Origin of the sequence: Gemmobacter nanjingensis, from assembly GCF_014652195.1 — a bacterium.
Classification (GTDB): Bacteria; Pseudomonadota; Alphaproteobacteria; order Rhodobacterales; family Rhodobacteraceae; genus Gemmobacter; species Gemmobacter caeni.
In genome coordinates this window covers 120,044-143,587 of the sequence record NZ_BMYI01000009.1, presented here as the reverse complement: position 1 = coordinate 143,587, position 23,544 = coordinate 120,044, and the positions used below count along the sequence as shown (strand labels likewise).

25 protein-coding genes are annotated in these 23,544 nt (G+C 64.6%); 5 read left to right on the top strand and 20 right to left on the bottom strand.

Annotated elements, in window-relative coordinates; genetic code table 11:
• Positions 1-2: 2 nt before the first annotated feature.
• From IE126_RS15215 to IE126_RS15185, 7 genes are all read right to left on the bottom strand, one after another.
• Positions 3-773 carry an L-iditol 2-dehydrogenase gene (locus IE126_RS15215; RefSeq protein WP_189381498.1) on the bottom strand — a complete coding sequence of 257 codons (771 nt, stop codon included), beginning with the start codon at positions 771-773 and terminating at the stop codon, positions 3-5.
• Positions 773-1,768: an ABC transporter ATP-binding protein gene (locus IE126_RS15210; protein ID WP_189381497.1), complete on the bottom strand. Its 996-nt coding sequence runs from the start codon at positions 1,766-1,768 to the stop codon at positions 773-775. The genes IE126_RS15215 and IE126_RS15210 overlap by 1 nt, the downstream gene beginning before the upstream one ends.
• Before the next feature lie 8 nt (positions 1,769-1,776).
• Positions 1,777-2,607 carry a carbohydrate ABC transporter permease gene (locus tag IE126_RS15205; RefSeq protein ID WP_054301407.1) on the bottom strand — a complete coding sequence of 277 codons (831 nt, stop codon included), beginning with the start codon at positions 2,605-2,607 and terminating at the stop codon, positions 1,777-1,779.
• 3 nt (positions 2,608-2,610) lie between these two features.
• The gene (locus tag IE126_RS15200) at positions 2,611-3,483 is read right to left on the bottom strand and encodes a carbohydrate ABC transporter permease (protein ID WP_189381496.1); all 873 of its coding nucleotides are present in this window, start codon (positions 3,481-3,483) and stop codon (positions 2,611-2,613) included.
• Positions 3,484-3,574: 91 nt separating this feature from the next.
• Positions 3,575-4,882, bottom strand: coding sequence for an ABC transporter substrate-binding protein (locus tag IE126_RS15195; RefSeq protein ID WP_054301450.1), 1,308 nt, complete (start codon positions 4,880-4,882; stop codon positions 3,575-3,577).
• Positions 4,883-5,000: 118 nt separating this feature from the next.
• Complete coding sequence (locus IE126_RS15190; protein ID WP_054301405.1) at positions 5,001-5,957, bottom strand: sugar-binding transcriptional regulator; 957 nt, start codon at positions 5,955-5,957, stop codon at positions 5,001-5,003.
• Positions 5,954-6,634: an HAD family hydrolase gene (locus tag IE126_RS15185; protein WP_054301404.1), complete on the bottom strand. Its 681-nt coding sequence runs from the start codon at positions 6,632-6,634 to the stop codon at positions 5,954-5,956. Before IE126_RS15185 ends, IE126_RS15190 begins: the two co-directional genes overlap by 4 nt.
• A gap of 80 nt (positions 6,635-6,714) precedes the next feature.
• On the opposite strand from IE126_RS15185, the gene IE126_RS15180 reads away from it, so the two are divergent.
• Complete coding sequence (locus IE126_RS15180) at positions 6,715-7,536, top strand: uracil-DNA glycosylase (RefSeq protein WP_189381495.1); 822 nt, start codon at positions 6,715-6,717, stop codon at positions 7,534-7,536.
• Here IE126_RS15180 and IE126_RS15175 read toward each other — a convergent pair whose 3' ends face one another.
• Complete coding sequence (locus IE126_RS15175) at positions 7,537-8,451, bottom strand: DMT family transporter (protein ID WP_108128724.1); 915 nt, start codon at positions 8,449-8,451, stop codon at positions 7,537-7,539.
• Positions 8,452-8,564: 113 nt separating this feature from the next.
• Here IE126_RS15175 and ade point away from each other — a divergent pair, with 113 nt between their 5' ends.
• A complete protein-coding gene (ade, locus tag IE126_RS15170) occupies positions 8,565-10,265 on the top strand; it encodes an adenine deaminase (protein ID WP_189381494.1) in 1,701 nt (566 codons plus the stop codon).
• Positions 10,266-10,281: 16 nt separating this feature from the next.
• Here ade and IE126_RS15165 read toward each other — a convergent pair whose 3' ends face one another.
• The 8 genes from IE126_RS15165 to IE126_RS15130 all read right to left on the bottom strand — a co-directional run bounded on the left by IE126_RS15165 (position 10,282) and on the right by IE126_RS15130 (position 17,585).
• Positions 10,282-12,219, bottom strand: a complete 1,938-nt coding sequence (locus IE126_RS15165; protein ID WP_189381493.1) for a YfbK domain-containing protein — start codon at positions 12,217-12,219, stop codon at positions 10,282-10,284.
• Entirely contained in the window at positions 12,216-12,755 is a 540-nt protein-coding gene (locus IE126_RS15160; RefSeq protein WP_054301449.1) for an RNA polymerase sigma factor, read from the bottom strand. Before IE126_RS15160 ends, IE126_RS15165 begins: the two co-directional genes overlap by 4 nt.
• A gap of 119 nt (positions 12,756-12,874) precedes the next feature.
• Positions 12,875-13,336 carry an Hsp20 family protein gene (locus tag IE126_RS15155; RefSeq protein ID WP_108128721.1) on the bottom strand — a complete coding sequence of 154 codons (462 nt, stop codon included), beginning with the start codon at positions 13,334-13,336 and terminating at the stop codon, positions 12,875-12,877.
• Positions 13,337-13,450: 114 nt separating this feature from the next.
• A complete protein-coding gene (locus IE126_RS15150) occupies positions 13,451-14,242 on the bottom strand; it encodes an ABC transporter permease (RefSeq protein WP_054301398.1) in 792 nt (263 codons plus the stop codon).
• Positions 14,239-14,958, bottom strand: coding sequence for an ABC transporter ATP-binding protein (locus IE126_RS15145; protein ID WP_054301397.1), 720 nt, complete (start codon positions 14,956-14,958; stop codon positions 14,239-14,241). Before IE126_RS15145 ends, IE126_RS15150 begins: the two co-directional genes overlap by 4 nt.
• Positions 14,955-15,404 carry a hypothetical protein gene (locus IE126_RS15140; protein ID WP_189381492.1) on the bottom strand — a complete coding sequence of 150 codons (450 nt, stop codon included), beginning with the start codon at positions 15,402-15,404 and terminating at the stop codon, positions 14,955-14,957. The genes IE126_RS15145 and IE126_RS15140 overlap by 4 nt, the downstream gene beginning before the upstream one ends.
• A gap of 17 nt (positions 15,405-15,421) precedes the next feature.
• Positions 15,422-16,390: a YVTN family beta-propeller repeat protein gene (locus tag IE126_RS15135; RefSeq protein WP_189381491.1), complete on the bottom strand. Its 969-nt coding sequence runs from the start codon at positions 16,388-16,390 to the stop codon at positions 15,422-15,424.
• Between the two features lie 4 nt (positions 16,391-16,394).
• Positions 16,395-17,585 (bottom strand): ABC transporter substrate-binding protein, encoded by a 1,191-nt coding sequence (locus IE126_RS15130; protein ID WP_189381490.1) that lies wholly within the window; start codon positions 17,583-17,585, stop codon positions 16,395-16,397.
• A 151-nt stretch (positions 17,586-17,736) separates the two neighbouring features.
• Between IE126_RS15130 and pedF the strand changes: the two genes are divergently transcribed.
• Together pedF and IE126_RS15120 are read left to right on the top strand one after the other, a co-directional pair.
• Positions 17,737-18,417: a cytochrome c-550 PedF gene (gene pedF / locus IE126_RS15125; RefSeq protein ID WP_108128718.1), complete on the top strand. Its 681-nt coding sequence runs from the start codon at positions 17,737-17,739 to the stop codon at positions 18,415-18,417.
• A 1-nt stretch (position 18,418) separates the two neighbouring features.
• Entirely contained in the window at positions 18,419-19,351 is a 933-nt protein-coding gene (locus IE126_RS15120) for a transporter substrate-binding domain-containing protein (protein WP_108128717.1), read from the top strand.
• Positions 19,352-19,353: 2 nt separating this feature from the next.
• Here the strand turns inward: IE126_RS15120 and IE126_RS15115 are convergent, their stop codons facing one another.
• The 3 genes from IE126_RS15115 to IE126_RS15105 all read right to left on the bottom strand — a co-directional run bounded on the left by IE126_RS15115 (position 19,354) and on the right by IE126_RS15105 (position 21,603).
• The gene (locus tag IE126_RS15115; protein ID WP_189381489.1) at positions 19,354-20,142 is read right to left on the bottom strand and encodes an exodeoxyribonuclease III; all 789 of its coding nucleotides are present in this window, start codon (positions 20,140-20,142) and stop codon (positions 19,354-19,356) included.
• Positions 20,143-20,243: 101 nt separating this feature from the next.
• The gene (locus IE126_RS15110) at positions 20,244-20,552 is read right to left on the bottom strand and encodes a hypothetical protein (protein ID WP_108128716.1); all 309 of its coding nucleotides are present in this window, start codon (positions 20,550-20,552) and stop codon (positions 20,244-20,246) included.
• Between the two features lie 364 nt (positions 20,553-20,916).
• Entirely contained in the window at positions 20,917-21,603 is a 687-nt protein-coding gene (locus tag IE126_RS15105) for a response regulator transcription factor (protein ID WP_054301390.1), read from the bottom strand.
• A gap of 153 nt (positions 21,604-21,756) precedes the next feature.
• Here IE126_RS15105 and ribA point away from each other — a divergent pair, with 153 nt between their 5' ends.
• Positions 21,757-22,860, top strand: a complete 1,104-nt coding sequence (gene ribA, locus IE126_RS15100; protein ID WP_189381488.1) for a GTP cyclohydrolase II — start codon at positions 21,757-21,759, stop codon at positions 22,858-22,860.
• 3 nt (positions 22,861-22,863) lie between these two features.
• On the opposite strand, the gene IE126_RS15095 is transcribed toward ribA, so the two are convergent.
• Positions 22,864-23,517 (bottom strand): YggS family pyridoxal phosphate-dependent enzyme, encoded by a 654-nt coding sequence (locus tag IE126_RS15095; RefSeq protein ID WP_189381487.1) that lies wholly within the window; start codon positions 23,515-23,517, stop codon positions 22,864-22,866.
• Positions 23,518-23,544 lie beyond the last annotated feature (27 nt).

Here is a 23,544-nt window from a genome sequence, read left to right as displayed (position 1 = left end):
GGTCAGGCCATCCAGTTTCCGCCGTCCACGCCGAAGCACTGGGCGACGATGTAATCGGCTTCCGGCGTGGCGAGGAAGATCGCCATACCCGTCAGATCCTGCGCCGTGCCCATGCGCCCGAAGGGCACGGCGGCGCCGACCTCGCGTTTCTTCTGGCCGGGGGGCTTGCCTTCAAAGCGGGCGAACAGGCTGTCCACATGATCCCAATGTTCACCGTCCACCACGCCGGGGGCGATGGCATTGACGTTGATACCATGGGCGATCAGGTTCAGCCCTGCGCTTTGCGTCAGGCTGATGACGGCGGCTTTCGAGGCGCAATAAACCGCCACAAGGCTTTCGCCGCGCCGCCCGGCCTGACTGGCCATGTTTATGATCTTGCCGCCTTCGCCCCGGTCGATCATGTGCCGCGCCGCCGCCTGCATGCAGAACAGTGTGCCCGCCACATTGACCGCGAAGATGCGGTCGTAATCGGCGCGGGTGATGTCAGCGATGGGCTGGGCGGTGAACAGCGCCGCGTTGTTTACAAGGATGTCGAGCTTGCCCATCCGCGCGATGGCGGTGGCGAAGCCGGCCTCGATGCTGGCCTGATCGGTCACATCCATCTGCACCGCATGGGCCTGCGGACCAAGCTTCGCCGCTGCGGCTTCGGCGGCAGCCGCATGGACGTCGGCCAGCGTCACCGTCGCGCCCTCGGCGATATAGGCGCGGGCGAACTCCAGCCCGATGCCGCGTGCTGCCCCGGTGATCAGGGCCGTTTTCCCCGCCAGCCGCATCAAAGTGCCATCCCGTTGGCGTCGAAGCGGTAAAGTTTGTCGGCGGGCGGCAGAAGGCTGATGGTCTGGCCATGATGCAACCCGCGTTCACCCGGGACCCGCACCGTCAGATCGCCCACGCCTTCCACCGCGACCTTGAGGAAGGTATCCGACCCCAGATGCTCCGCCAGCCCGATCACGCCCTTCCACGGGCCATCCGCCGTGACTTCCAGATGTTCGGGCCGCACACCAAGGGTGGCACAGCCGTGCCTGTCGGCCTCGGCTCCGGTGATGAAGTTCATCTTCGGGCTGCCGATGAAGCCTGCGACAAACAGGTTGCGCGGGCTGCGATACAGCTCCAGCGGGGAACCCACCTGTTCGATCCGGCCCGCGTTCAGCACCACGATCTTGTCGGCCATGGTCATGGCTTCCACCTGGTCGTGGGTGACGTAGATCATCGTGGTTTTCAGCGTCTGGTGCAGCTCGCTGATTTCCTGCCGCATCGTGACGCGCAGCGCCGCATCGAGGTTCGACAGCGGCTCGTCGAACAGGAAAGCCGCCGGTTCGCGCACGATGGCGCGGCCAATGGCGACGCGCTGGCGCTGACCGCCCGACAACTGCCCCGGACGGCGATCCAGATAGCTGGAGAGGTTGAGGATACGCGCCGCATTTTCAACCTTCCGGTCCTGTTCGGCCTGCGGCATCTTCGCCATCTTCAGCGGGAAGGCGATGTTCTTCCTGACCGACATATGCGGGTAAAGCGCGTAGCTTTGGAACACCATCGCAAGGCCGCGTTCGGCCGGGGCGGCATCGGTCGCATCGCGTCCGTCGATCTCGATCTTGCCCGAGGAGATGTCCTCGAGCCCGGCGATCAGCCGCAGCAGGGTGGATTTGCCGCACCCCGAGGGTCCGACGAAAACCACGAATTCGCCATCGTTGATCGTCAGATCCAGCGGCGGGATGACATTCACGTCGCCGAAGCTTTTCGTGATCGAGGAAAGGGTAATCTGTCCCATGGGTTACCTCACTTCACCGCGCCGAAGGTCAGGCCGCGGACGAGTTGTTTCTGGCTGAACCAGCCGAGGATAAGGATCGGCGCGATGGCCATGGTCGAGGCCGCCGAGAGTTTTGCGTAGAACAGCCCCTCGGGCGACGAATAGCTGGCGATGAACTGGGTCAGCGGCGCCGCGTTCGAAGTGGTCAGTTGCAGGGTCCAGAACGCCTCGTTCCAGGCCAGGATGATGTTCAGAAGCAGGGTCGAGGCGATGCCGGGCACGGCCATCGGCGTCAGGATGTAAAGGATTTCCGACCGCAGGTTGGCGCCGTCCATCCGCGCGGCCTCAAGGATCTCGCCGGGGATTTCCTTGAAGTAGGTGTAAAGCATCCAGACCACGATCGGCAGATTGATCAGCGTCAGCACCACGACCAGCCCGATGCGGGTGTCCAGGAGGCCGAAATCGCGGAACATCAGATACATCGGCACCAGCACGCCCACGGCGGGCATCATCTTGGTCGACAGCATCCACATCAGCAGATCCTTGGTGCGTTTGCCGGGCACGAAGGCCATTGACCAGGCGGCCGGAATGGCGATCAACAGCGCCAGCAGGGTGGAACCCAGCGACAGGACGACCGAGTTCCAGAAATGCTTCAGGTAGTTCGAGCGTTCCTGCACCTCGTGATAGCTTTCCATCGTCCAGGTCGAGGTCAGCACATCCAGCGGCGCCTTGATGGCGTCGCCCTCGGATTTGAAGCTGAGGATGATGGTCCAGAGGATCGGAAAGAAGATCAGGAAGCCGATGGTCCAGGCCGCGACCGTGACGACGGCCTGCCGGGTGGCGGTAGATTTGCGCGACATGGCTCAGGTCTCCAGGTTCTTGCCGATCATCCGCATCAGGAAGATCGCAACGATATTGGCCAGGATCACGGCGATGATGCCGCCCGCGCTGCCGCCGCCCACGTCATAGTTCAGCAGCGATTGCGCATAGACTAGGTAGGGCAGGTTGGTCGAAGCCGTGCCGGGGCCGCCGTTGGTGGTGACAAGGATTTCGGCAAAGACCGACAGCAGGAAGATGGTCTGGATCAGCACGACCACGGTGATCGACCGCGTCAGATGCGGCACCGTCAGATAGATGAAGCGGTTCAGCCAGCTTGCGCCGTCCATCTCGGCCGCCTCCATCTGCTCGCGGTCAAGGCTTTGCAGGGCGGTCAGCAGGATCAGGGTGGCAAAGGGCAGCCAGCTCCACGCGACGATCAGGATGATCGAGGCCAGCGGCGCATGGGACAGGAAGTCGAAGGGCTGCAAGCCAAACGCCTTGGCGATATGGGCGAACATGCCGTTCACGGGGTTCATGAACATGTTCTTCCAGACCAGCGCCGAAACGGTGGGCATCACGAAGAAGGGCGCGATCACCATGACGCGCACGATGCCCTGTCCCCGGAACGGCTGGTCCAGCAGCAACGCCAGTGCCACACCACCGACGACGGTGATAAGCAACACGCCCCCCACCAGCAGCAACGTGTTTATCAGCGCATCCCAGAAGGCGTGTTGCGTGATGAAGTAGTAATAATTGTCAAAGCCGGTCCAGCTTTCCATGCCGGGCATCAGCAGGTTGTAGCGCAGGAAGCTGAAATAGATGGTCATGCCCAGAGGAACGATCATCCACAGGAACAGCAGGATGACCGCGGGAGAGACCATGAGGCGCGCCGCCGTCCGCGAATGTTCGGTTGCCATGGCGTTTCCTGAATGTCGGAGGGGAATGAAGCGGCGGGGCCAGCGGATGTGAGAGGGCCGGCCCCGCCCAGGGAGGAACGACAGGCGTTCCTTACTTGATATAACCCGAGCGGGTCATTTCCGTGGTCACCATGGCCTGCGCCTGTGCCAGTGCATCATCCGCCGAGGTGGTACCCGCCAGCGCGGCCGAGAACATCTGGCCGACAGCGGTGCCAAGGCCCTGGAATTCCGGGATCGCCACGAACTGCACGCCGACATAAGGCACCTCATCCACGGTCGGATGGGTCGGGTCGGCCGCGTTGATGCTTTCCAGCGTCATCTTGGCAAACGGCACTTTCTGGTATTCGGCATTCTCATACAGCGAGGTGCGGGTGCCGGGCGGCACGTTGGCCCAGCCCTCTTTCTCGGCGACCAGAGCCAGATACTCTTTCGAGGTTGCCCAGGCGACGAAGGTCTTGGCAGCCTCTTCCTTCTGGGTGCCCGCCGGGATGGCGAGGTTCCAGGCCCAGAGCCAGTTGCCGCGCTTGCCCAGCCCCTTGTCGGGCGCCAGCGCAAAGCCGACCTTGTCGGCCACGGTCGAATCCTTCGGATTGGTCACGAAGCTCGCCGCAACGGTCGCGTCGATCCACATGCCGCACTTGCCCTGCTGGAACAGCGCGAGGTTCTCGTTGAATCCGTTGTTCGACGCGCCGGGCGGGCCGTAGTTGTTCATCAGGTCCAGATAGAAGGTCAGCGTGTCCTTCCAGGGCTGCTGGTCGAACTGGGGTTTCCAGTCCATGTCGAACCACTTGGCCCCGAAGGAATTGGACATGGCGGTCAGGAAGGCCATGTTCTCGCCCCAGCCGGCCTTGCCGCGCAGGCAGATGCCATAGACCTCGCCGGCCTTGTCGGTCATCTTCTCGGCGGCTTCCCTGATGAAGTCCCAAGTGGGGGCGTCAGGCATGGTCAGCCCGGCCTTCTCCATCAGGTCGGTGCGATACATCACCATCGAGCTTTCACCGTAGAACGGTGCCGCGACCAGATTGCCGTCAACGGTCAGGCCACCACGGATGGCAGGCAGCAGATCGTCCACGTCATAATCGGCGGGCAGATCGTTCAGTGGCACCAGCCAGCCCTGCTTGCCCCAGATCGGCGCCTCATAGGTGCCGATGGTCATGACGTCGAACTGGCCGCCCTTGGTGGCGATGTCGGTGGTGACTTTCTGGCGCAGGACGTTTTCTTCCAGCGTTACCCACTCGACCTTGATGTCGGGGTGCTTGGTGTTGAAGTCGTCCATCAGCCCTTGCATGCGGATCATGTCGCCGTTGTTCACGGTGGCGACGGTGATCGTGGTTTCAGCCAGCGCGGCACCCGCGAGCGTAAGCGAAACCGTCGCGCCAAGCATGGCGCGGAGTGTCATGTTCATCAGTGATCCTCCCTGTATGCGATGAGCAAATCATCGCACTATGGGTAATTGCTCACATGATGGCGTTACCGTCAAGCCCCCGGATTCGCCGCAAATGCGAATGAAACAAGGCTTACGGGCGGTCCAGAATGGCCGTCGCGGTGGCTTCGTCTGTCACCAGACTGTTGATTATGCGCGATTTCATCGCGCCGATGATCGCCGGGACCTTGCTTGCGCCCGCAGCGATACCGACGGCGGGCCGATCCAGCCCCGGTGTCACCCGCACCCCGCCCGTACGACGGTTGGTGCCCAGATCAAGGTAATTGCCCGCCGAATCGAAAACCCAGCCCGCGACCTCGCCGACGGCACCCGCCGCCTGCATCTCGTCCAGTTCCGCCCGGCTGACGAATCCATCGGCCAGCAGCGGCGCGTCGTCGGACATCTGCCCGACGCCTACGACCACGACATCGGCCTTGCGCGCAAGCTCCACCACCCGCTGCACCGGGGCAAGCGCGTGGAAGGCGGCGCGTTCCTCCGGGGTGGGGCTGATCACCGGCACCGGCATCGGGTAATGGGGCGCGCGCACCTTGTCGGCAATCCGCATCACCACGTCGAAGAAGCTGGCCGAGCCATCGGGGGCGATATTGCCAATCAGCGATACGAGGCGATGTTGTTCTGCCTCCATCGGGGTCAGCGCATCCACCATGCCGCGCAGCGCCCGCCCGGTGCCAAGAGCGATGACCAGCGGATCAGGCATGCGCAGGAAGCGTTCCATCTCAGCGGCGGCAGCACTGCCGATGGCGGTGACCGGATCGGCCCCCGCCCCCAGAGAGGGCACCACGCGGCAGCGCATCAAGCCAAACCTGTCCTTCAGCGCGGTTTCCAGATCCAGACAGGCGGCGATGCGGTGGTTCAGCCGCACATGGATCAATCCCTCCGCCATCGCCCGGCTGACCAGCCGCTGCGCCCGCTGGCGGCTGATGCCCAGTTCACCCGCGATCTGGTCCTGCGTCATGCCCCCGACGTAGTAAAGCCAGGCCGCCCGCGCGGCATCGTCCTGTGGTGAGGTCTCGGGTTCGGCGCGGCTCATGGCGTGCTCCGTAGGTCGGGGGCGATCCGGTAGAAATCGCCGAAAGAGGCAAAGCGATGATGCGGGCGCGCATCTTCGGGTTCGGGCGGTGTATCGGGGCCCATATGGCTGCCGCCGGTGAAACGCCAGACCTCCATCCCTGCTGCAAGGGCCGCGCGCACGCCGGTCAGGCTGTCCTCGATCACAAGGCAGTCTTGCGGCGCGGCGCCCATCCGCGCAGCGGCATGCAGGAACAGGTCAGGTGCGGGCTTGCCGCGCGACACTTCGGATGCGGTGAAGATATGCGGCGCCAGCCGGTCCCACAGCCCCACCAGCCGCAAGGACATTTCCACCCGCCGCGGGCTGGAGGAGGTGGCGACACAGGTCGGGACCGACAGGTCATCCAGCATGTCCGCAACACCCGGCATGATCTTCAGCTCGCGGCCGAACGCCTCCAGCAGCGCCTCGCGGTAGCGGGTTTCAAATTCTGGGGGCAGATCCAGCCCGAATTCGCGCCGGATCGTCGCCATGACGGTCGGATAGCTGCGGCCAAGGAAATGCTGCGACACATAGGGCAGGTCGATCTGCACACCCAGGCGCGACAGTTCGGCAACCAGCATACGGGCGCTGATGATCTCGCTGTCGATCAACACGCCGTCACAATCGAGGATCAGAAGCCTGGGAACCCGTCTCGCCATGCCCCGTTCTGGCACAACCGCCTTCGTCGGGCAATCTGGCGCTGTTGCCCCGGAAGGCGGCGGGGCATAGGTTGGCGGATATGGGAATCGACGCCGACATCCTCGCCGACTGGCACGCCTCTGCCGCAGCACTTCAGTGGCTGCACGAACTTGGTGTGACGGAGCCGGTGCTGGATGCGCCGCTGGATCGCTATGATCTGGCCGAACGGGAGGCCCCGCCCGCCCGCGCCGCTGCCCCGGCTCCGGCGCGCGGCCCGGCACAACGGCAGACGCCCGAACCACCACCCGAGCCGGTGAAGATTGATCCGGTCGCCGTGGCGCGGGAAACAGCGCAGCGCGCGCCGACGCTGGAGGCACTGCGCGAGGCGTTGGGCGCCTATCCGCATTGCGACCTGAAGCGCGGCGCCCGGAATACCGTCTTTGCCGATGGCAACCCCGCCGCCCGCGTCATGGTCATCGGTGAGGCGCCGGGCCGCGACGAGGATATGCAGGGCCTGCCCTTTGTCGGCCGTGCCGGGCAGTTGCTGGACCGCATGTTCGCCGCCATCGGCCTTGGCCGCCAAAGCCCCGACGTGGAGCGCGCGCTTTACATCAGCAATGTCATGCCCTGGCGCCCGCCCTCGAACCGCGAACCCACGCCCGAGGAAATGGCGATGATGGTGCCCTTCCTGCGCCGCCATGTCGAACTGGCCGATCCGGGGGTGATTGTCATCATGGGCAACACGCCCGCTCAGGCGGTGCTGCGTCAGCGGGGTATCACCCGTCTGCGCGGCAAATGGGCCGAGGCCTGGGGCAAGCCTGTGCTGCCGATGCTGCACCCCGCCTACCTCTTGCGCAATCCGCATGCGAAGCGCGACACATGGGCCGACCTGCTGACGCTTCAGGATCACCTCAACGCCTGATCAGGGAGTCATTGCCTTGCGTTGCCGCGCGCGTTCCAGCCCCAGCCGACGTTCGCGCCAGATGATCAGGATGCCCGCCGTGATGATCAGACTGGCCCCGCCCAGCATGGGGAGGGTTGGCACTTCGGCGAAGATGAAATAGCCGATCGCCAGCGCGAACAGCATCGAGGCATAATCGAACGGCGCTACCAGCGAGGCATCAGCCTCACGGTAGCTCGATGTCAGCAGGATCTGCCCGATCCCGCCCAAGAGCCCCGCCATCACCAGAAGCGCCGCCTCTTGCGCCGTGGGCACCACCCAGCCGAAGGGCAGCGTGATGAGCGACAGGAGCGTCGAGGTCAGCGAGAACCAGAACACGATGGCGGGTGTCTTTTCGGTGGCCACCATCTTGCGCACGAAGACCTGCGCCAGCGCGGCAAAGACCGCGCCGGTCAGCACCAGCATCGCGCCCATCGCCTGCGCATGATCGACGCCCTCGCGGCTCAGCGTCAGGCGAGGCCAGAGCACGATCAGAACGCCACACATGCCCAGGGCCACGGCGGAAATGCGGAAGGCGCGCACCTCCTCGCCCAGAAACATTGCGGCGAAAACCACGGTCAGCAGCGGCGCGGCATAGCCGATGGCGGTCACCTCGGGCAGCGGCAGCCAGGCCAGACCGGCAAAACCGAAACCCATGGCGCAGGTGCCCGCCACGCCGCGCCAGACATGGCCCATCGGGCTTTGCACCCGCAGCCCGGCGGGAAACTCGCGCCGGGTCAGCAGCCAGACCACGATCACCGGAATGGCAAAGAAGGACCGGAAGAACACGGCCTGCCCGGCGGGCACATGCGCGGCGGTGGCCTTGATCAGCCCCGACATGGTGATGAACACCAGAACGGACAGCAGCTTGTAGGTGATCCCGCGCAGCGGTCGCATGGGGCGTTTCCTTCCTTGGCCCATGGGTGGCATCCCCTGTCAGCAGGTGCAAGCCGGAAACGGCTTGCCGCGCCGCCCGCCCTGCGCTTCACTGCCGGGAAAAGGAGACCGCCATGACCCTGCCGCCGCTTTCCGATGTCATCGCGCAAGGCCGGGGCTTTGCCCCCGCCGATCTGGTGCTGCGCGGCGGGCGGGTGTTCGATGTGATCACGGGCGAGCTTCTGGAAGGCGACGTCGCCATCTGCGGCAGGCTGATCGTTGGCGTCTTTGACACCTACGAAGGCCGCGAGGTGGTGGATGTGACGGGCAAGATCCTCGTCCCCGGCTTCATCGACACGCATCTGCACATCGAAAGCTCGCTGGTCACGCCCTACGAGTTCGACCGCTGCGTCGGCCCCCATGGCGTGACGACTGCGATCTGCGACCCGCACGAGATTGCCAATGTCTGCGGGCTGGAAGGCATCGGTTATTTCCTCGACGCCTCGGCCCATACCGTCATGGACATCCGGGTAAACCTGTCCTCCTGCGTGCCCTCGACCCATATGGAGACTGCGGGCGCCCTGCTTGAGGCTGCGGATCTCGTGCCGCTGATGAATCATCCCCGCGTCATCGGTCTGGCGGAGTTCATGAACTTCCCCGGTGTGCTGCATCAGGACGCGGGTTGCATGGCGAAGCTTGAGGCGTTTCGCGGCCGTCATATTGATGGCCATGCGCCACTTCTGTCCGGGCGCGACCTGAATGGCTATATCGCCGCCGGTATCCGAACGGAGCATGAGGCGACCACGGCCACCGAGGCGATGGAAAAGCTGCGCAAGGGGATGCGGGTGCTGATCCGCGAGGGCTCGGTCTCGAAAGACCTGCATGCGCTGGCGCCGATGCTGACGGAACGGACCTCGCCCTATTGCTGTTTCTGCACCGATGACCGCAACCCGCTGGACATCGCCGAGCACGGCCATCTGGATTACCTGATCCGCACCGCCATCGCGCTGGGCTGCCCGCCGCTGGCCGCCTACCGCGCCGCGAGCCTTTCGGCGGCCGAGGCGTTTGGCCTGAAGGACCGGGGCCTGATCGCGCCGGGCAAGCGGGCCGACATCGTGGTGCTGCAGGATCTGGCCACCTGCCGCCCTGAAATGGTGTTCACCGGCGGGGTGCGGGTGGGGGATGCCGCCTTCGCCACCCGCCAGATCGTGCCGCCGGTCGCGCGCCATTCGGTGAAGGCGCCGCCCGTCCGGGCCGAGGATTTCCGCACTGGCGGCAACCGCGCCGAAACTCCGGTCATCGGCATCCTGCCCGGCAAGATCATCACCGAACATCTGACCTATGACATCGCGCCGACCGACGGCGACAAGCGCCCTGACCTCGCGCGCGATCTGGTCAAGATCGCGGTGATCGAGCGCCACGGCAAAAACGGCAACCGCGCCACCGGCTTCGTCAAGGGCTTTGGCCTGAAGCGCGGCGCCATCGCCTCGACCGTCTGTCACGACCACCACAATATCGCGGTGGTGGGTGCCGATTATGCCGATATGGCGCTGGCCGCCAACCGGCTGGGCGAGATCGAGGGCGGCTTTGTGGTGACGGAAGGCGGCAAGGTTCTGGCGGAGCTCGCGCTGCCCGTCGCCGGTCTGATGAGCCTTCAGCCGTTCGAGGTGGTGCGTGACGAACTGATCACGCTGCGTGCTGCCGCCCGATCCCTGGGTGTGGAGCTGGAAGAGCCGTTCCTGCAACTCGCCTTCCTTGCGCTGCCGGTGATCCCACATCTGAAGATCACCGACCATGGCATGATCGACGTGGACCGTTTCGAGGTGATGCCCTGAGCGGGCATCACCCGCTTTAGCGGTTCAGGCTTTTTGCCAGACGCATCAGGTTCACCGCCTCGACGCGATAGCCGAACGGGTCATCACCCCGCGCGCGGTCGGCAAGTCGGATGGCATCGTCCCAGCCCCAGTCGCCCAGATAGGTCGCGCCGGTCAGAAGCTGGCCGAAGCCTGCAATAGCGGCGGCGAAGCGGGCATCCGCGTCGGGGGTCACGTCGCTTGAAAGGATAGGGGTTTCGATCAGCTGGCTTTCTGCCGCACCCGGCGCCTTATAGCGCAGCCGCAGGAAGCCCAGTTCCCCCGCGGGTCCGGTGGCCTCGGTCGCCGTGCCATAGCGCAGCGGTTCGTTCAGGCGGGCGGGGCTGTCCGGCGCGGTGATCTCGTATAGCGCAGTCACCTGATGTCCGGCACCGATTTCGCCCGCATCCACTTTGTCATTGCTGAAATCCTCGCGCCGCAGGGCACGGGTTTCATAGCCGATCAGCCGGTATTCCGCGACCTGCGCGGGGTTCCATTCGACCTGCATCTTCACATCGTCGGCAATCGGGAACAGCGCGCCAGACAGCTGATCCACCAGCACCTTGCGGGCCTCTTGTGCGGTGTCGATATAGGCCGCCATGCCATTGCCGCTTTGTGCCAGCGCCTGCATGGTGGCATCGTCCAGATTGCCACGCCCGAAGCCCAGCACCGACAGATAGCTGCCACCGGCACGTTCCCTGGCGATGAAGGTCTCAAGCTCCTTAGGGTCGGAAATCCCGAGGTTGAAATCGCCATCGGTCGCCAGCAGCACGCGGCTGATTTCACCCTCGCCGCGCATCTGGTCGGCCAGACGATAGGCTTCGGCCAGCCCTTCGGCACCCGCCGTGCCGCCGCCGGGCGCCAGATCATCCAGCACGGCGGAAATCGCGGCGGTTTCGCGGGCGGGCGTGGGCGGCAGAACCACACCGGCCGAACCGGCATAGGCGACGATGGCCACCTCATCCTCGGGGCGCAGTTGCGGCAGCACCAGCCGCAGCGCCTGTTTCAGCAGCGGCAGCTTGTCAGGTTCGTCCATGCTGCCCGAGGTATCCACCAGAAACACCAGATTGAGCGGCGGCCGGTCCGCCAGCGCGGGCAGGCGGCCCTGCAAGCCGATCCGCACCAGGTGGGTGCCCGCATTCCACGGCGTCGGCATGACCGAAACATCGGCGCGGAACGGCGCATCGCCTTCCGGTGCGGGATAGGCATAGGGGAAGTAATTCACCATCTCCTCGATCCGCACCGCCTCGGGCGGGGGCAGGGTGCCCGCTTCCAGATCGCGGCGGATCACGGCGTAAGAGGCCGTATCCACATCGACCGAGAAGGTGGAAACCGGGTCAGTCTCGACCGATTTCACCGGATTCGCATCGGCATTGGCGAAGGCCGAGGTATCGGGTTCGGGCGCGGCCACCATGTCCGTCGGGGCCATTCCGCCGCCAGCCGCGATCATCGCTTCCGGCGCGGCTTCCAACACCATTGGCGCATCAGCGGAGGGCATGCTGGTCGGAGCGGCCTTGCGTGCGGTCAAAGCAGGCGGGGCGGCTTGCGGCGCGGGGGCGGCGAGGGGCGCCATGTCTTCGGCGGCCTCCGGCGTGGCGGGTTGCGGCGCAAGACGCACCAGTGCCGGTTCGGGCGGCTGGTGCAGCGCAGGGGAAAGGGCGATTACCGCCACGGCCAGCGCGGCGACAGAGGTCGTTGCCGCCAGAAGCCCGGCGGGGGAAAGGGATTTCAGCATGTCTTTGACTCCGGTCAGAAAGCCCTTCCTTTCAGGGCTTGCCGGATTGGGACGTGCGGGCGCAGCGGTTTCTTGGCGGCTGTCCTGCAAAAGATCGAAATTTTGCAGCGCGGCATCCAGCGCCGCCATCCGCGCCGCATCACCGGGCGGTGGCGGGGCGGCGCGCAGGGCCGATTTCAGCTTGTCGAAATCATCGGTCATTGCGCCTCGTCCTCTGCTGCGATGCGGCGCAGCCGCTTTTTCACCTCGGACATGCGCCAGGCGACCGTGCCTTCGGAAAGGCCCAGCACCTCGGCCGCCTCGGCCTGGGTCAGTTCCTCGCCCAGAACCAGCGCGACGGTTTCGCGCAGTTCCGGCGACAGCCGGGCCATGGCGCCTTCCAGCCACTGCCGCGCGGCGCGGGATTCCTCCATTTCGGCCTGACGGGCGATTTCCCAATCGCCCCAGCCATCAGCGGCCCGTGCCCGCGTCGCCTGCCGCCGCCGCAGATCGGAGGCGGCATTGACCACGACACGGTAAAGCCATGTGGTGAACCGCGCCTCGCCCCGCCAGTTTGCCAGCTTGGCGGGCAGGGCGGCGCAAATCTCCTGCGCCAGATCCTGCGCATCCGCGGCCGAGCCGGTCAGCCGCCAGCCCAGACCGTAAACCCGGTCGTAATGCCGCGTCACCAGCGCCGCGAAGGCGGCGCGGTCGCCACCTGCGGCGGCCAGAGCAAGGGTTTCATCCGGTGTTTCCATGCGCATGACGCTATTCAGACGCGACGGGCTGCGCAATCCTTGGCCTGCGGCCTGAAAATTTCGCGCCAATGCAAAAGGCCCGGAGAAATCTCCGGGCCTTGCCGTCCTTGCGGGCGGGGTCAGTTGACGGCGGCATCCACCACCTGCGCCACCCCGGCGGGGCGGGCGATTTCGATGCGGCGGGGTTTCAGCGCCTCGGGCGTTTCGCGCACGAGGTCGATGTGCAGCATGCCGTGTTCATGGGTGGCGCCGGTGACGCGCACATGATCAGCCAGCGCGAAGCGGCGTTCAAACGCGCGGGTGGCGATGCCGCGATGCAGGTAGCTGCGTTCGGCCTCTTCCGGTGCCTTGCGGGCCGACACGAACAGCGCGCCTTCCTTGACCTCGACGCTCAGTTCCTCGGGCGTGAAGCCCGCGACAGCGATCGAGATGCGATAAGCGTTCTCGTCAATCTTTTCGATATTGTAGGGGGGATAGGTCGGCTGGGCCACGTCGGCGCTGAGGGCACGATCCATCAGATCGGCGATCCGGTCAAAACCCACGGTGGCACGGTAAAGCGGTGCGAAATCGAGATTGCGCATGGTCATCCTCTTGGAGCGATGTCTGTCTGGCCCCCCGTTACGGGCGGGCCGGGGTTGAAGCGCGGGCCCGTACTGGCACCCGCTCCAGTGATCTGGGAAGCCGGTCTCGCGGTTTCAAGACCCTTTGCGCGCCTGCATTCCCCGCGCCGGATCATAGCCCCAAAGCGCTGCCGTGCCGAACACCATGAGCGCCAGCAAGACCCATCCCGCAGCCGCCGCATTGGGTTGCAGGTACAGCGCGAAGCGGATCAGCTCGACCGCATGGGTAAAGGGGTTCACGGCGCAAAGCCGGGCCAGAAGGGGGCTTGCCTCTTTCATCTTCCACAGCGGGTAAAGCGCCGAGGACAGGAAGAACATCGGGAAGATGACGAAGTTCATCACCCCCGCGAAGTTTTCAAGCTGGCGGATGAAGGAGGACAGCATCAGACCCAGCGCCCCCAGCATCAGCCCGGCCAGCAGAATGGCAGGAATGGCGGCGATATAGCCCGGCCATGGCATGCGGATGCCGAAAGCCGCCGCGATGGCAAGGAAGGCCGCGCATTGCAGCAGCGAAATCATCGCCCCCGCCGTGACCTTGGCAAGCAGCAGCCACCAGCGCGGCAAGGGTGCGGTCAACAGCAGGCGCATCGACCCCATCTCGCGGTCATAGACGAGGCTCAGCGAGCTTTGCATGCCGTTGAACAGGCAGATCATGCCGCAGAGGCCGGGGGTGATGTAGATTTCGTAAGTGATATAGGTCTGGTAGGGCGGGATGATCGACAGGCCCAGTGCCGCGCGGAACCCGGCGGCAAAGACCAGAAGCCATACCAGCGGTCGCACCAGTGCGGCAACCAGCCGTCCGCGCTGACCCAGAAAGCGCAGCGCCTCGCGGTGCAGGATGGCGCGGAAGGCCAGCCACCAGATCATGCCTCGACCCCCGTCAGACGCAGGAACATCTCGCGCAGCGGCTCGTCCCCGCGCAGGTCGCCGGTGGTGCCGGAGGCGAGCAGGCGACCGCGATGCAGAATGGCAAGCTGGTCGCTGTCGCGCACCTCGTCCGTCAGATGCGTGGCCCAGAGCACGGCCAGCCCCTGATCGGCAAGATCGTGGACATGTGCGGTGATCGCTGCCCGTGCGGCGGCATCAAGGCCGACCGTCGGTTCGTCCAGCAGCAAGACCTCGGGCCGGTGGATCAGGGCGCGCGCCAGTTCCATCCGGCGGCGGTGGCCACCGTTCAGGGCATGGACGGGTTCGGCCGCGCGTTCGGCCATGCCCAGACGCTCCAGCGCCTCGGCGGTGCGGATCTCGGCCTCGCGCCCGCCGATGCCGTGCAGGGCTGCGAAATACAGCAGGTTGCGCCGCACCGTCAGGTCAAGATCCAGCGTTGGTTGCTGGAACACCACGCCCATGCGCGCCAGCGCGGCGCGGGGCGCGCGGGCCAGATCCTGACCCGCCACGGCGATGCGGCCTGTCCGCGTGGTAAACAGCCGTGTGAGCAGGGAAAACAGCGTCGATTTTCCTGCCCCGTTCGGCCCGAGGAGCGCACAGAACCGGCCCTTCGGCACCTCAAGCGTCACCTCGCTCAGCGCCACTTTCGCGCCATAGCTGTAGCTGACCGCATGGATGCCGAGGCCGGGGGTCATTCGATGACGATGTCCAGCTTCTGCGTATCGCCCTTGGTACCGGGCACACGCATGACATAGCTGCCGGGCTTCACGGCGATAAAGCCGATTTCCATGGTGCCTGCCTCGTCAAACTCGACGGAATCGAGGCCCAGCGGCCGCACTTCCAGCCCCTCGATGACGATTTCGTCGATCCAGATGGCGCGGAAAAATTCCGGCGCGACAAGGCCAAGCTCCTGGCTGCCATCGGCCTCGATCTCGACCTCGTAGTAATGGCCGGATTTCAGCTTCCAGGGCGCATCGGTCAGCGGCGTACCGGCGGACAACAGGATCGGTGGCAGTTCGCTTTTGTTGCCTTTGGACATCAGGCCGGCAGCGCCCAAGGCCGTATCATCGTCATCTTCCGCCTCGGCGTGAACGACAACAGGCAGGGCGGCCAGCAGCGCGGCAAGGATCAGTGGTTTCATGGAATTTCCTTTCCAGGTTACGGCCGCATCGCCGCGCCCCAGGGGAAGCGGCCGACCTTGATGGATTTGACAGGTGTTTCGCTGGCAACGTCGATCACCGTCACGTCGCCGGACACGCCGTTGGTGGTGAAAAGCCGGCTTTGATCGGGGGACCAGGCCATATGCCAGACCCGCCGCCCGGTGAGGATGTAATTCGTCACCTCAAAGCTGGCGGTGTCTATGACCGCGACATGATTGGCGGGGCCAAGCGCCACGAAGGCACGCTTGCCATCGGGCGAGAACTTGAAGCCGACAGGCTGGATCAGATCGTCATTCACCCCGGAAATGGCGAAATGCACCTTGCCCAGTTCGCGCTGGTCGGCCACCGAAAACACTGTGACGGTGCCGCCGATTTCGGCGCTGACCCAAAGCTGGCTGCCATCGGCGGTAAATTCGGCATGACGCGGGCGGCTGTCGACCAGCGTATTGGCAAACAGCTTGTGCGTCGCCGTGTCGATCCAGTGCGCCATATTGGTGGTTTCAGAGGTGGTAATGGCGATCTTGCCATCGGGGCTGATGGCCATGCCTTCGGGTTCCACCCCCACGTCGATCTGCGCCACCACCTGACGGGTTTCGGTATCGACGACCGTGGTGATCGCATCATCCTCGTTGGCAATGTAGAGATGCCGGTCATCGGGGGCGAGCACGAATTGTTCGGGGTCTTCGCCCGACGGCAGGTCATGCAGGATCTCGCCGGTGTCGGGGTCCATCACCTGCACGGTGTCACTATCCGAAGCGCAGATGTACAGCCGCTTGAAATCCTTGGAGAAGGTCACGCCACGCGGGCGCTCGCCGGTGGGATAGGTCTTGATGACCTCCAGCGTATCGGTGTCGATCACGCTGACAGTGTCATCCTTTTCATTGGTGACCCAGATTTCTCCGGCATGGATCGGGGCAGGGATCAGCGGCGTGGCAGTCAGCAGCAGGGCAGCAGCAAGGCGGCGCATCGGGTTACTCCGTGAAGGCGTGGCACTGGCTCTCCGGTTCGTCGAGGCCAAGCGTGTCGGTTTCGTTGCGCTGGTGCAGGAACCCCTCGACCGGGGCGAGCGTCACAAGCGCGCGGGCATTGGCCACCGCGATGGGCTGGCGCAACTGGCCGTTCCACGACCGGAAGCTGAGCCCGCGCCCTTTGAATCCGTCGAGCTGGAACGCATCGGACAGCATGTAATCGCGCAGGGTGGCGGGGTCGGCGCTGCCGGTTCGGGTAACAGCTTCGCCGATTGCGCGTACGGCGGTCCAGGCGGCATAGTCGCGGCTGCGCATGTCGCGGCCCGCCGTCTGTTCAAATCGGTTCTGCAACTGCACGGCGCCCCATTGTTCCATCACATGCGTCCAGCCCTGCGGCTCCAGCCCTTCCGACCCGGCGATGGGCCGGGGCAGCCATGTGTTGTTTTCTACATAACGGCCGAAATCGTCGGTCTCGTCCGCCACCAGCAGCACGTCATGGTCGGGCAGATCCTGCGTGAAGGGCGGCAGTTCAACCGTGGCGGCGCGGCGCAGGTCGGTGTCGAAGCTCCACGCCTTTTCACCCACCAGCGTGAGGCCGAACTTGGCGGCGGACCGGCGCAAATGATCGGCATAGGCCAGATCGGCGGGCTTCGGCCCAGTGATCATCGCCAGCTTTGACCAGCGTTTCGCGGCAAGAACCTGCATCAGCGCATCGGTGCGCGCACCATCCTCGGGGATCGTGTGCAACAGGTTGGCCCGGCAATCGGCAGACCGCAGCGCCTCGTCCCCCGAAGCGACGTTGAACAGCAACTTGCCTGCGGCTTCTGGCATGTCCGCCACGGCCAGAATTTCGGCGGCGGTGCCGTCGACCAGCACCAGCCCGGCCCCGGCCAGCGCGTCGCGCGCGGCGGTGGGCAGATCGCCTTCCGGCGCAATGTCGATCACGTTTAACTTATAGGTCTGGCCAAGGAATTTGCCGGTGGTGGCATTGTCGGCCATTGCGACTTCGGCGCCGGCAATGCCCAGATCTTCCGGCACAGGATCAAGGTTCGACAGCACAGGCGGACGCATTTCTTGCTGGCGCAGATAGACGACCTCGACGGCAAGAGGCTCGGCGTGCAGGCCGCTGGCGGGCATCAGGCAAAAGCCGCTCACGGCAGCCACGGCCACCCGGCACAAGGTCTTTTTCGGCATCGTTCGTCTCCCTGAGAGGGATGTTGGGCGGCGGGACGGCCCGAGGGTATTGGACATTGGTCGCAAGACCCTGCCGCTTTGCACGAAAGTCCAATACCGCGGTGCGGCATTGACGGGTTAGCTCGGCTCAAGTGCTCAGGGAGGATGCGCAATGACGAACATGACCCGCGGCTTCGTTGCCGCTGTGGCCCTCGCGGGGCTTGCGACCATGGCCTTTGCCCACGGCGATGTGGCCCCGCAGCCGGTAAATACCGATGCGCTGCCCGATGTGGGTGAGGAATGGCTGACCGAAAATCCCTATCGTGCAGCGGCGGCAGGGGACGAGGTCTGGGCCAAGGCGGTCGAGATCGGCGACAGCGCCTTCAATCAGAACTGTGCACGCTGCCATGGCCTCGGCGCGGTTTCGGGCGGTCTTGCCCCTGATCTGCGCTTTCTGGAGGCCGAGGAATATGGCGATGAATGGTTCATGGAGCGGTTCCAGCACGGCTATACCCAGGACGGCGTGACCAAGATGCCGGCCTTTGGCGAGGTTCTGGGCCAGAAGGCAGGCTGGGCGATCCGCACCTATATTGAGACGCGGCCCGAGGATGGCGCGCTGGATGGCCATTCCGCAAGGCTGACAGCGATCCGCGACGCGCTGATGGCCGGTGGGGCGGATCAACCGGCACTGAAAGAAGAACTCGGAGCCATTGCCGTCGAGGTCAAGACGGCCTCCGGGGCGCCGGTGGCGGACAGCGCGGCGAGCCGGGCGGCGAAGCTGCTGGACGGCTCTGACCTCGGGGCGAAACATGCGGCCGACGCGCTGACGGTCGGGCTTTCGGCGGCACACTGACATGGATCGGCGTTCCGCACTTGTTGCGGGGCTGGCGGCGGGGCTTTTCAGCCTCGCCGCCGCACCCGTTTTTGGCCGTTGCGAAGGTGTGGCGCCGGGCGCCCGCCCGCAGAACACTTCGCGCCAGTATGTCGGGCAGACGCTGGACGATATCGTTGCACGCGGCACCCTGAACATCGCGGTCTACGAGGATTTTCCGCCCTACAGCTGGGATGACGCGGGTACGCCGCGCGGCGTGGATGTCGAGGTCGGGCGTATTCTGGCCGAGGGGCTGGGCGTGAAGCCGGAATATCGCTTCGTGCAGGCGGGCGAGAATGTGCAGACCGATCTGATGTCCTACATCTGGCGTGGCACCGTGCAGAAGGAGCCCGTATCGAATGTGATGATGCGGGTGCCCTACAACAGCGAGTTCACCTGCCTTGTCGAACAGGTGGTCTTTACCGGCCAGTATGCCAAGGAAGAGGTGGCCATTGCCTACCGGCTTGACGCCTATCCGGATGCGGTGCCTTCCGACAAACCCCGGCATGAAGGCGGGCCGGTGCCCGCCTATTTCCGTTTTGACACCGTGGCGGTGGAGAATGATTCGATCTCTGACTTCTATCTGACCGCCTTTCCGGGGGGGCAGATCGGGCCGAACATCCATCGCTTTCCAGATATGGCCAGGGCGATGAAGGCGCTGGCGGCGGGTGAGGTCATGGCGGCCATGGGCCCTCGCGCGCAACTGCAATATGGCGCGACGGAAGGGATCGCTGTGCATCAGCCGCCGCTGGCGGGCTTTGCCCTGGCAAGCTGGACCGTCGGTATCGCGGTTCATCAAAGCCACCGCGACCTTGCCTATGCGCTGGACGATGCCGTCGCGGCGGCACTGGCCGACGGGCGTATCGCCGCCGCCTATGCTGCCTACGGGCTGACCTTCACTCCGCCCGAGCGGTGAGATCACAGGTCGAAGGTGGCGAAGACCGGCACATGGTCCGAGGGCTGCTCCCAGCCCCGGCAGGGCCGCAGAATGCGGCTGCCATGCGCGGCGTCCGCAATATCGGGCGTCGCCCAGACGTGGTCCAGCCGGCGGCCCTTGTCAGCGGCATCCCAGTCGGGGGAGCGATAGCTCCACCACGAATAAAGTCGCCCTTCGGGGATATCCTTGCGGGTCACGTCCACCCAGCCACCGGCGTCCTGCGCCGCACCCAGATGCTCTACCTCGATGGGCGTGTGGCTGACGATTTTCAGCAGGGCCTTGTGGTTCCAGACGTCATCCTCGCGCGGGGCGATGTTCAGGTCGCCGACAAGAATGGCTTTCGACGGCTTTTCCGCATGAGCCCAGTCGCGCATCTCGGTCAGGAAATCCAGCTTCTGCCCGAATTTCACATTGGCCTCACGGTCGGGAATATCCCCGCCGGCGGGTACATAGAAATTGTGCACCGTCACGCCGTTTTCCAGCCGCGCGGCAACGTGCCGGGCATGACCCAGCGCGGCGAAATCGCGGTCGCCCGCATCTTCCAGCGGCAGGCGCGACAGGATGGCGACGCCGTTATAGCCCTTCTGCCCGCGCGCAACCATGTAGCGGTAGCCAAGCGCCTCGAACGCCTCGCGGGGGAATTTGTCGATCGGGGTCTTGATCTCTTGCAGGCAAAGGACGTCAGGCGCCTCCTCCTGCATCAGCCGCGAGACGATTGCCTCGCGCGGACGGACCGAATTGATGTTCCAGGTGGCAAGTGTAAAGGGCATGGCGGTTTCCTTTCGCCAACCTGTCTAGGCGGCGCGGCGCGTGACGTAAAGCGCCGGAACGGCCCCGCCGGTGTCAGGGACCATGATGGCCGGCCAGGATGTCACTGGATGGTATAGGCGCCGCTGTCGCAGATGTTGCTGCGGTCTTCCAGCACGTCGCCATCGGCGAAGACCATGCGGAAGTCATACTCGCATCCCTTGGCTTCGGCGATGGTGATGTCGCCGCTGGCTCCGGCGGGCAAGGCGCCGGTGGACAGGATATTTTCTTCCCAGGACTCTGTGCCTACGGGCGAGGCGTAAAATTCCGTGAGATCGGCATTGGATTGATTCGACAGCGTGAAGGACAGGCTTTCCGCCGCCGCCGGAAGGGTCGTGCCCGCAAGGGCAAGACAGACAAGGGAAAATCGCATCGACACCGGACCTCCTCGGGCAAAAGCGCCGCAGACACCCGATTATATGTAGGATGAGCGATGCAGGATTCCAACATCACCAGAAAATGCCGCTGCGGAATTGTCGGGCGGAAGAGACGCCGGGCACAAGGCCCGGCCAGGCTTCCAACAGGGAGAATGTGAATCGGGCGAAAAGGCCACCTCGAAGCACATCCATAGATTGTATCACATCTGTTCGGAAAAAAAAGGCCGGGCATTGCCCGGCCTAGTCCAACAGGGAGGATGCCGCGTCATGACCCCGACGCGGCGAGGGGAACCTGTCGCATGATATAATCACGCATTCCGGCAACAATAAGACCATCGTCGCCCATTTTTTTCCAACTGGTCAAGCGACCAGCCGATATCCGCCGGATTCGGTCACCAGCAGACGTGCATTGGAGGGGTCCGGCTCGATCTTCTGGCGCAGACGATAGATGTGGGTTTCAAGTGTGTGGGTGGTAACCCCCGCGTTATAACCCCAGACTTCGTGGAGAAGCACATCCCGAGCCACAACACCTTGTTGCGCGCGGTAAAGGTACTTCAGGATATTGGTTTCCTTCTCGGTCAGGCGAACCTTGCGTTCCTTTTCGTCCACCAGAAGCTTCTGGGCCGGTTTGAACGTATAGGGGCCAAGCTGGAACACCGCATCTTCGGATTGTTCGTGCTGCCGCAACTGTGCCCGGATGCGGGCCAGCAGCACAGGAAATTTGAACGGCTTGGTCACATAGTCATTTGCGCCCGAATCAAGCCCGAGGATCGTATCGGCATCGGTATCGTGTCCGGTAAGCATCATGATCGGGCATTTCACGCCCGCCTTGCGCATCCGGCGGCACAGTTCGCGCCCGTCCGTATCGGGCAGGCCGACGTCGAGGATCACCAGATCATGCCCGCCGCCCTTGGCTTTCTCCAGACCCTCAAGGCCGGTAGAGGCTTCGAAAACATCGAAATCCTCGGTCATCACAAGCTGTTCGCTCAGCGCCTCGCGCAGATCGTCGTCGTCGTCGACCAGAAGAATTTTGCGCAGCGTTGCCATCGTGCGGCCTCCGTGGTTGCTTGCCCAACACATGAGCCCCCTTCACGGTTCCGGCAAGATTTGCGACGAAGGAGTCACGGCCTCGTGTCGCAACGGGGGGAAATGTTTCACTTTCCCACCCGGATCGTTACATAGGGCGCAAGAGGACGCAGCATGACCAGCACCCCCGCCATCGCCGGGCCCGGCATCATCGAACGGCTTGCCCGCGCGCGCGGCGATCTGCGCATGGGCGTTCCCGTGATGCTGACCGAAGGCGAAGCTGCGGCGGTCGCGGTGCCGGTCGAGACGCTTGGCTCCGCGCGGCTGGAGGAGCTGCGCCGTCTGGGCCAGCCGGAACTTGCGTTGACCGTCCGGCGGGCGGAGACGCTGAAGATCAGGGTTTACGACGGCGATCTGGCGCGGCTGGCCTTGCCCGCCGACGCGGGGCTGGACTGGCTGTCGGCCATGGCCGATCCGGCCGATGACCTGCGCCTGCCGATGAAAGGACCGTTTCACGAAATCCGGGGGGGCAGGCCGGGCCTGCACCGCGCGGCCATCGCCCTGGCGAAATCGGCACGTCTGCTGCCTGCGGTCGTGGTGGTGCCGGTGGTGCAGGGTGCTGCCCTGGCGCGTGCCGCCGATCTGACGGTGATCGACATTGCAGAAGCGGCGGTGGAGCTGGACCGCGCCTCGCCGCTGTCCGAGGTCGTTTCGGCCCGCCTGCCGATGGTCGCAAGTGCGGCGGGGCGGGTGCATATCTTTCGTCCCGAGGACGGCGGCGAGGAACATTATGCCATCGAGATCGGGCAGCCGGACCGCAAGGCGCCGGTTTTGGCCCGCCTGCATTCGGCCTGTTTCACCGGCGACGTACTCGGCAGCCTGAAATGCGATTGCGGCCCACAACTGCGCGCCGCGCTGGCGCAGATGGGGGCCGAGGGCGCAGGGGTGTTGCTTTACCTCAATCAGGAAGGCCGGGGGATCGGTCTTGCCAACAAGATGCGAGCCTATTCCTTGCAGGATCAGGGTTTCGATACGGTCGAAGCCAATCACCGGCTGGGATTCGAGGATGATGAACGTGATTTCCGGTTGGGCGCGGGCATCCTGAAGACCATGGGGTTTTCAGCGGTGCGGCTGCTGACCAACAATCCCCGCAAGATCACCATGATGGAGGGGCAGGGTCTTCGTGTGACCGAACGTGTGCCGCTTCGCGTCGGGGAAACGCCTGAAAATCGCGGCTATCTGGCGACGAAAGCCGCGAAATCGGGACATCTGCTTTAGGCGTCAGGCGTAACTGCGAGCGCCGAAGATCGCGCTGCCGACACGCACATGAGTGGCACCATGGGCAATCGCAGCCTCGAAATCGCCGCTCATTCCCATGGAAAGCTGCGAGAGCCCATTTCGGGCCGCGATTTCGGCCAGGTGCACGAAATGCGGCGTGCTGTCCGTATCTTCGGGCGGAATGCACATGAGGCCCGCGACCGGCAGATCCTTCGCGCGACAATCCGCGATAAAGGCATCGGCGTCATCGGGCAGAATGCCCGCCTTCTGCGGCTCTGCCCCGGTATTCACCTGCACGAAAAGCATGGGGCAGCGCCCCTGCGCCTGTGCGAGCCGGGAAAGCTTGTCCGCCAGCGACGGCCGGTCAAGCGTGTGGATCGCATCGAACAGATCGAACGCCAGCCTGGCCTTGTTGGTCTGCAAGGGGCCGATCATATGGACCGCGGTGCCGGGAAAGCGGATGCGCAGATCTGGCCACTTCCCGGCAGCTTCCTGAACATAATTCTCGCCGAAAATGCGCTGCCCCTGCTCCAGCGTGGCAATCACCCGTTCCAGCGGCTGCACTTTCGACACGGCGATCAGCGTCACCGCACCCTGCGGGCGCCCTGCCGCTGTTTCTGCCACTGCTATCCGTGACTTGATTTCCGTCAGACCCATCGCCGCCTCCGTCTTTGGCCGCAGATG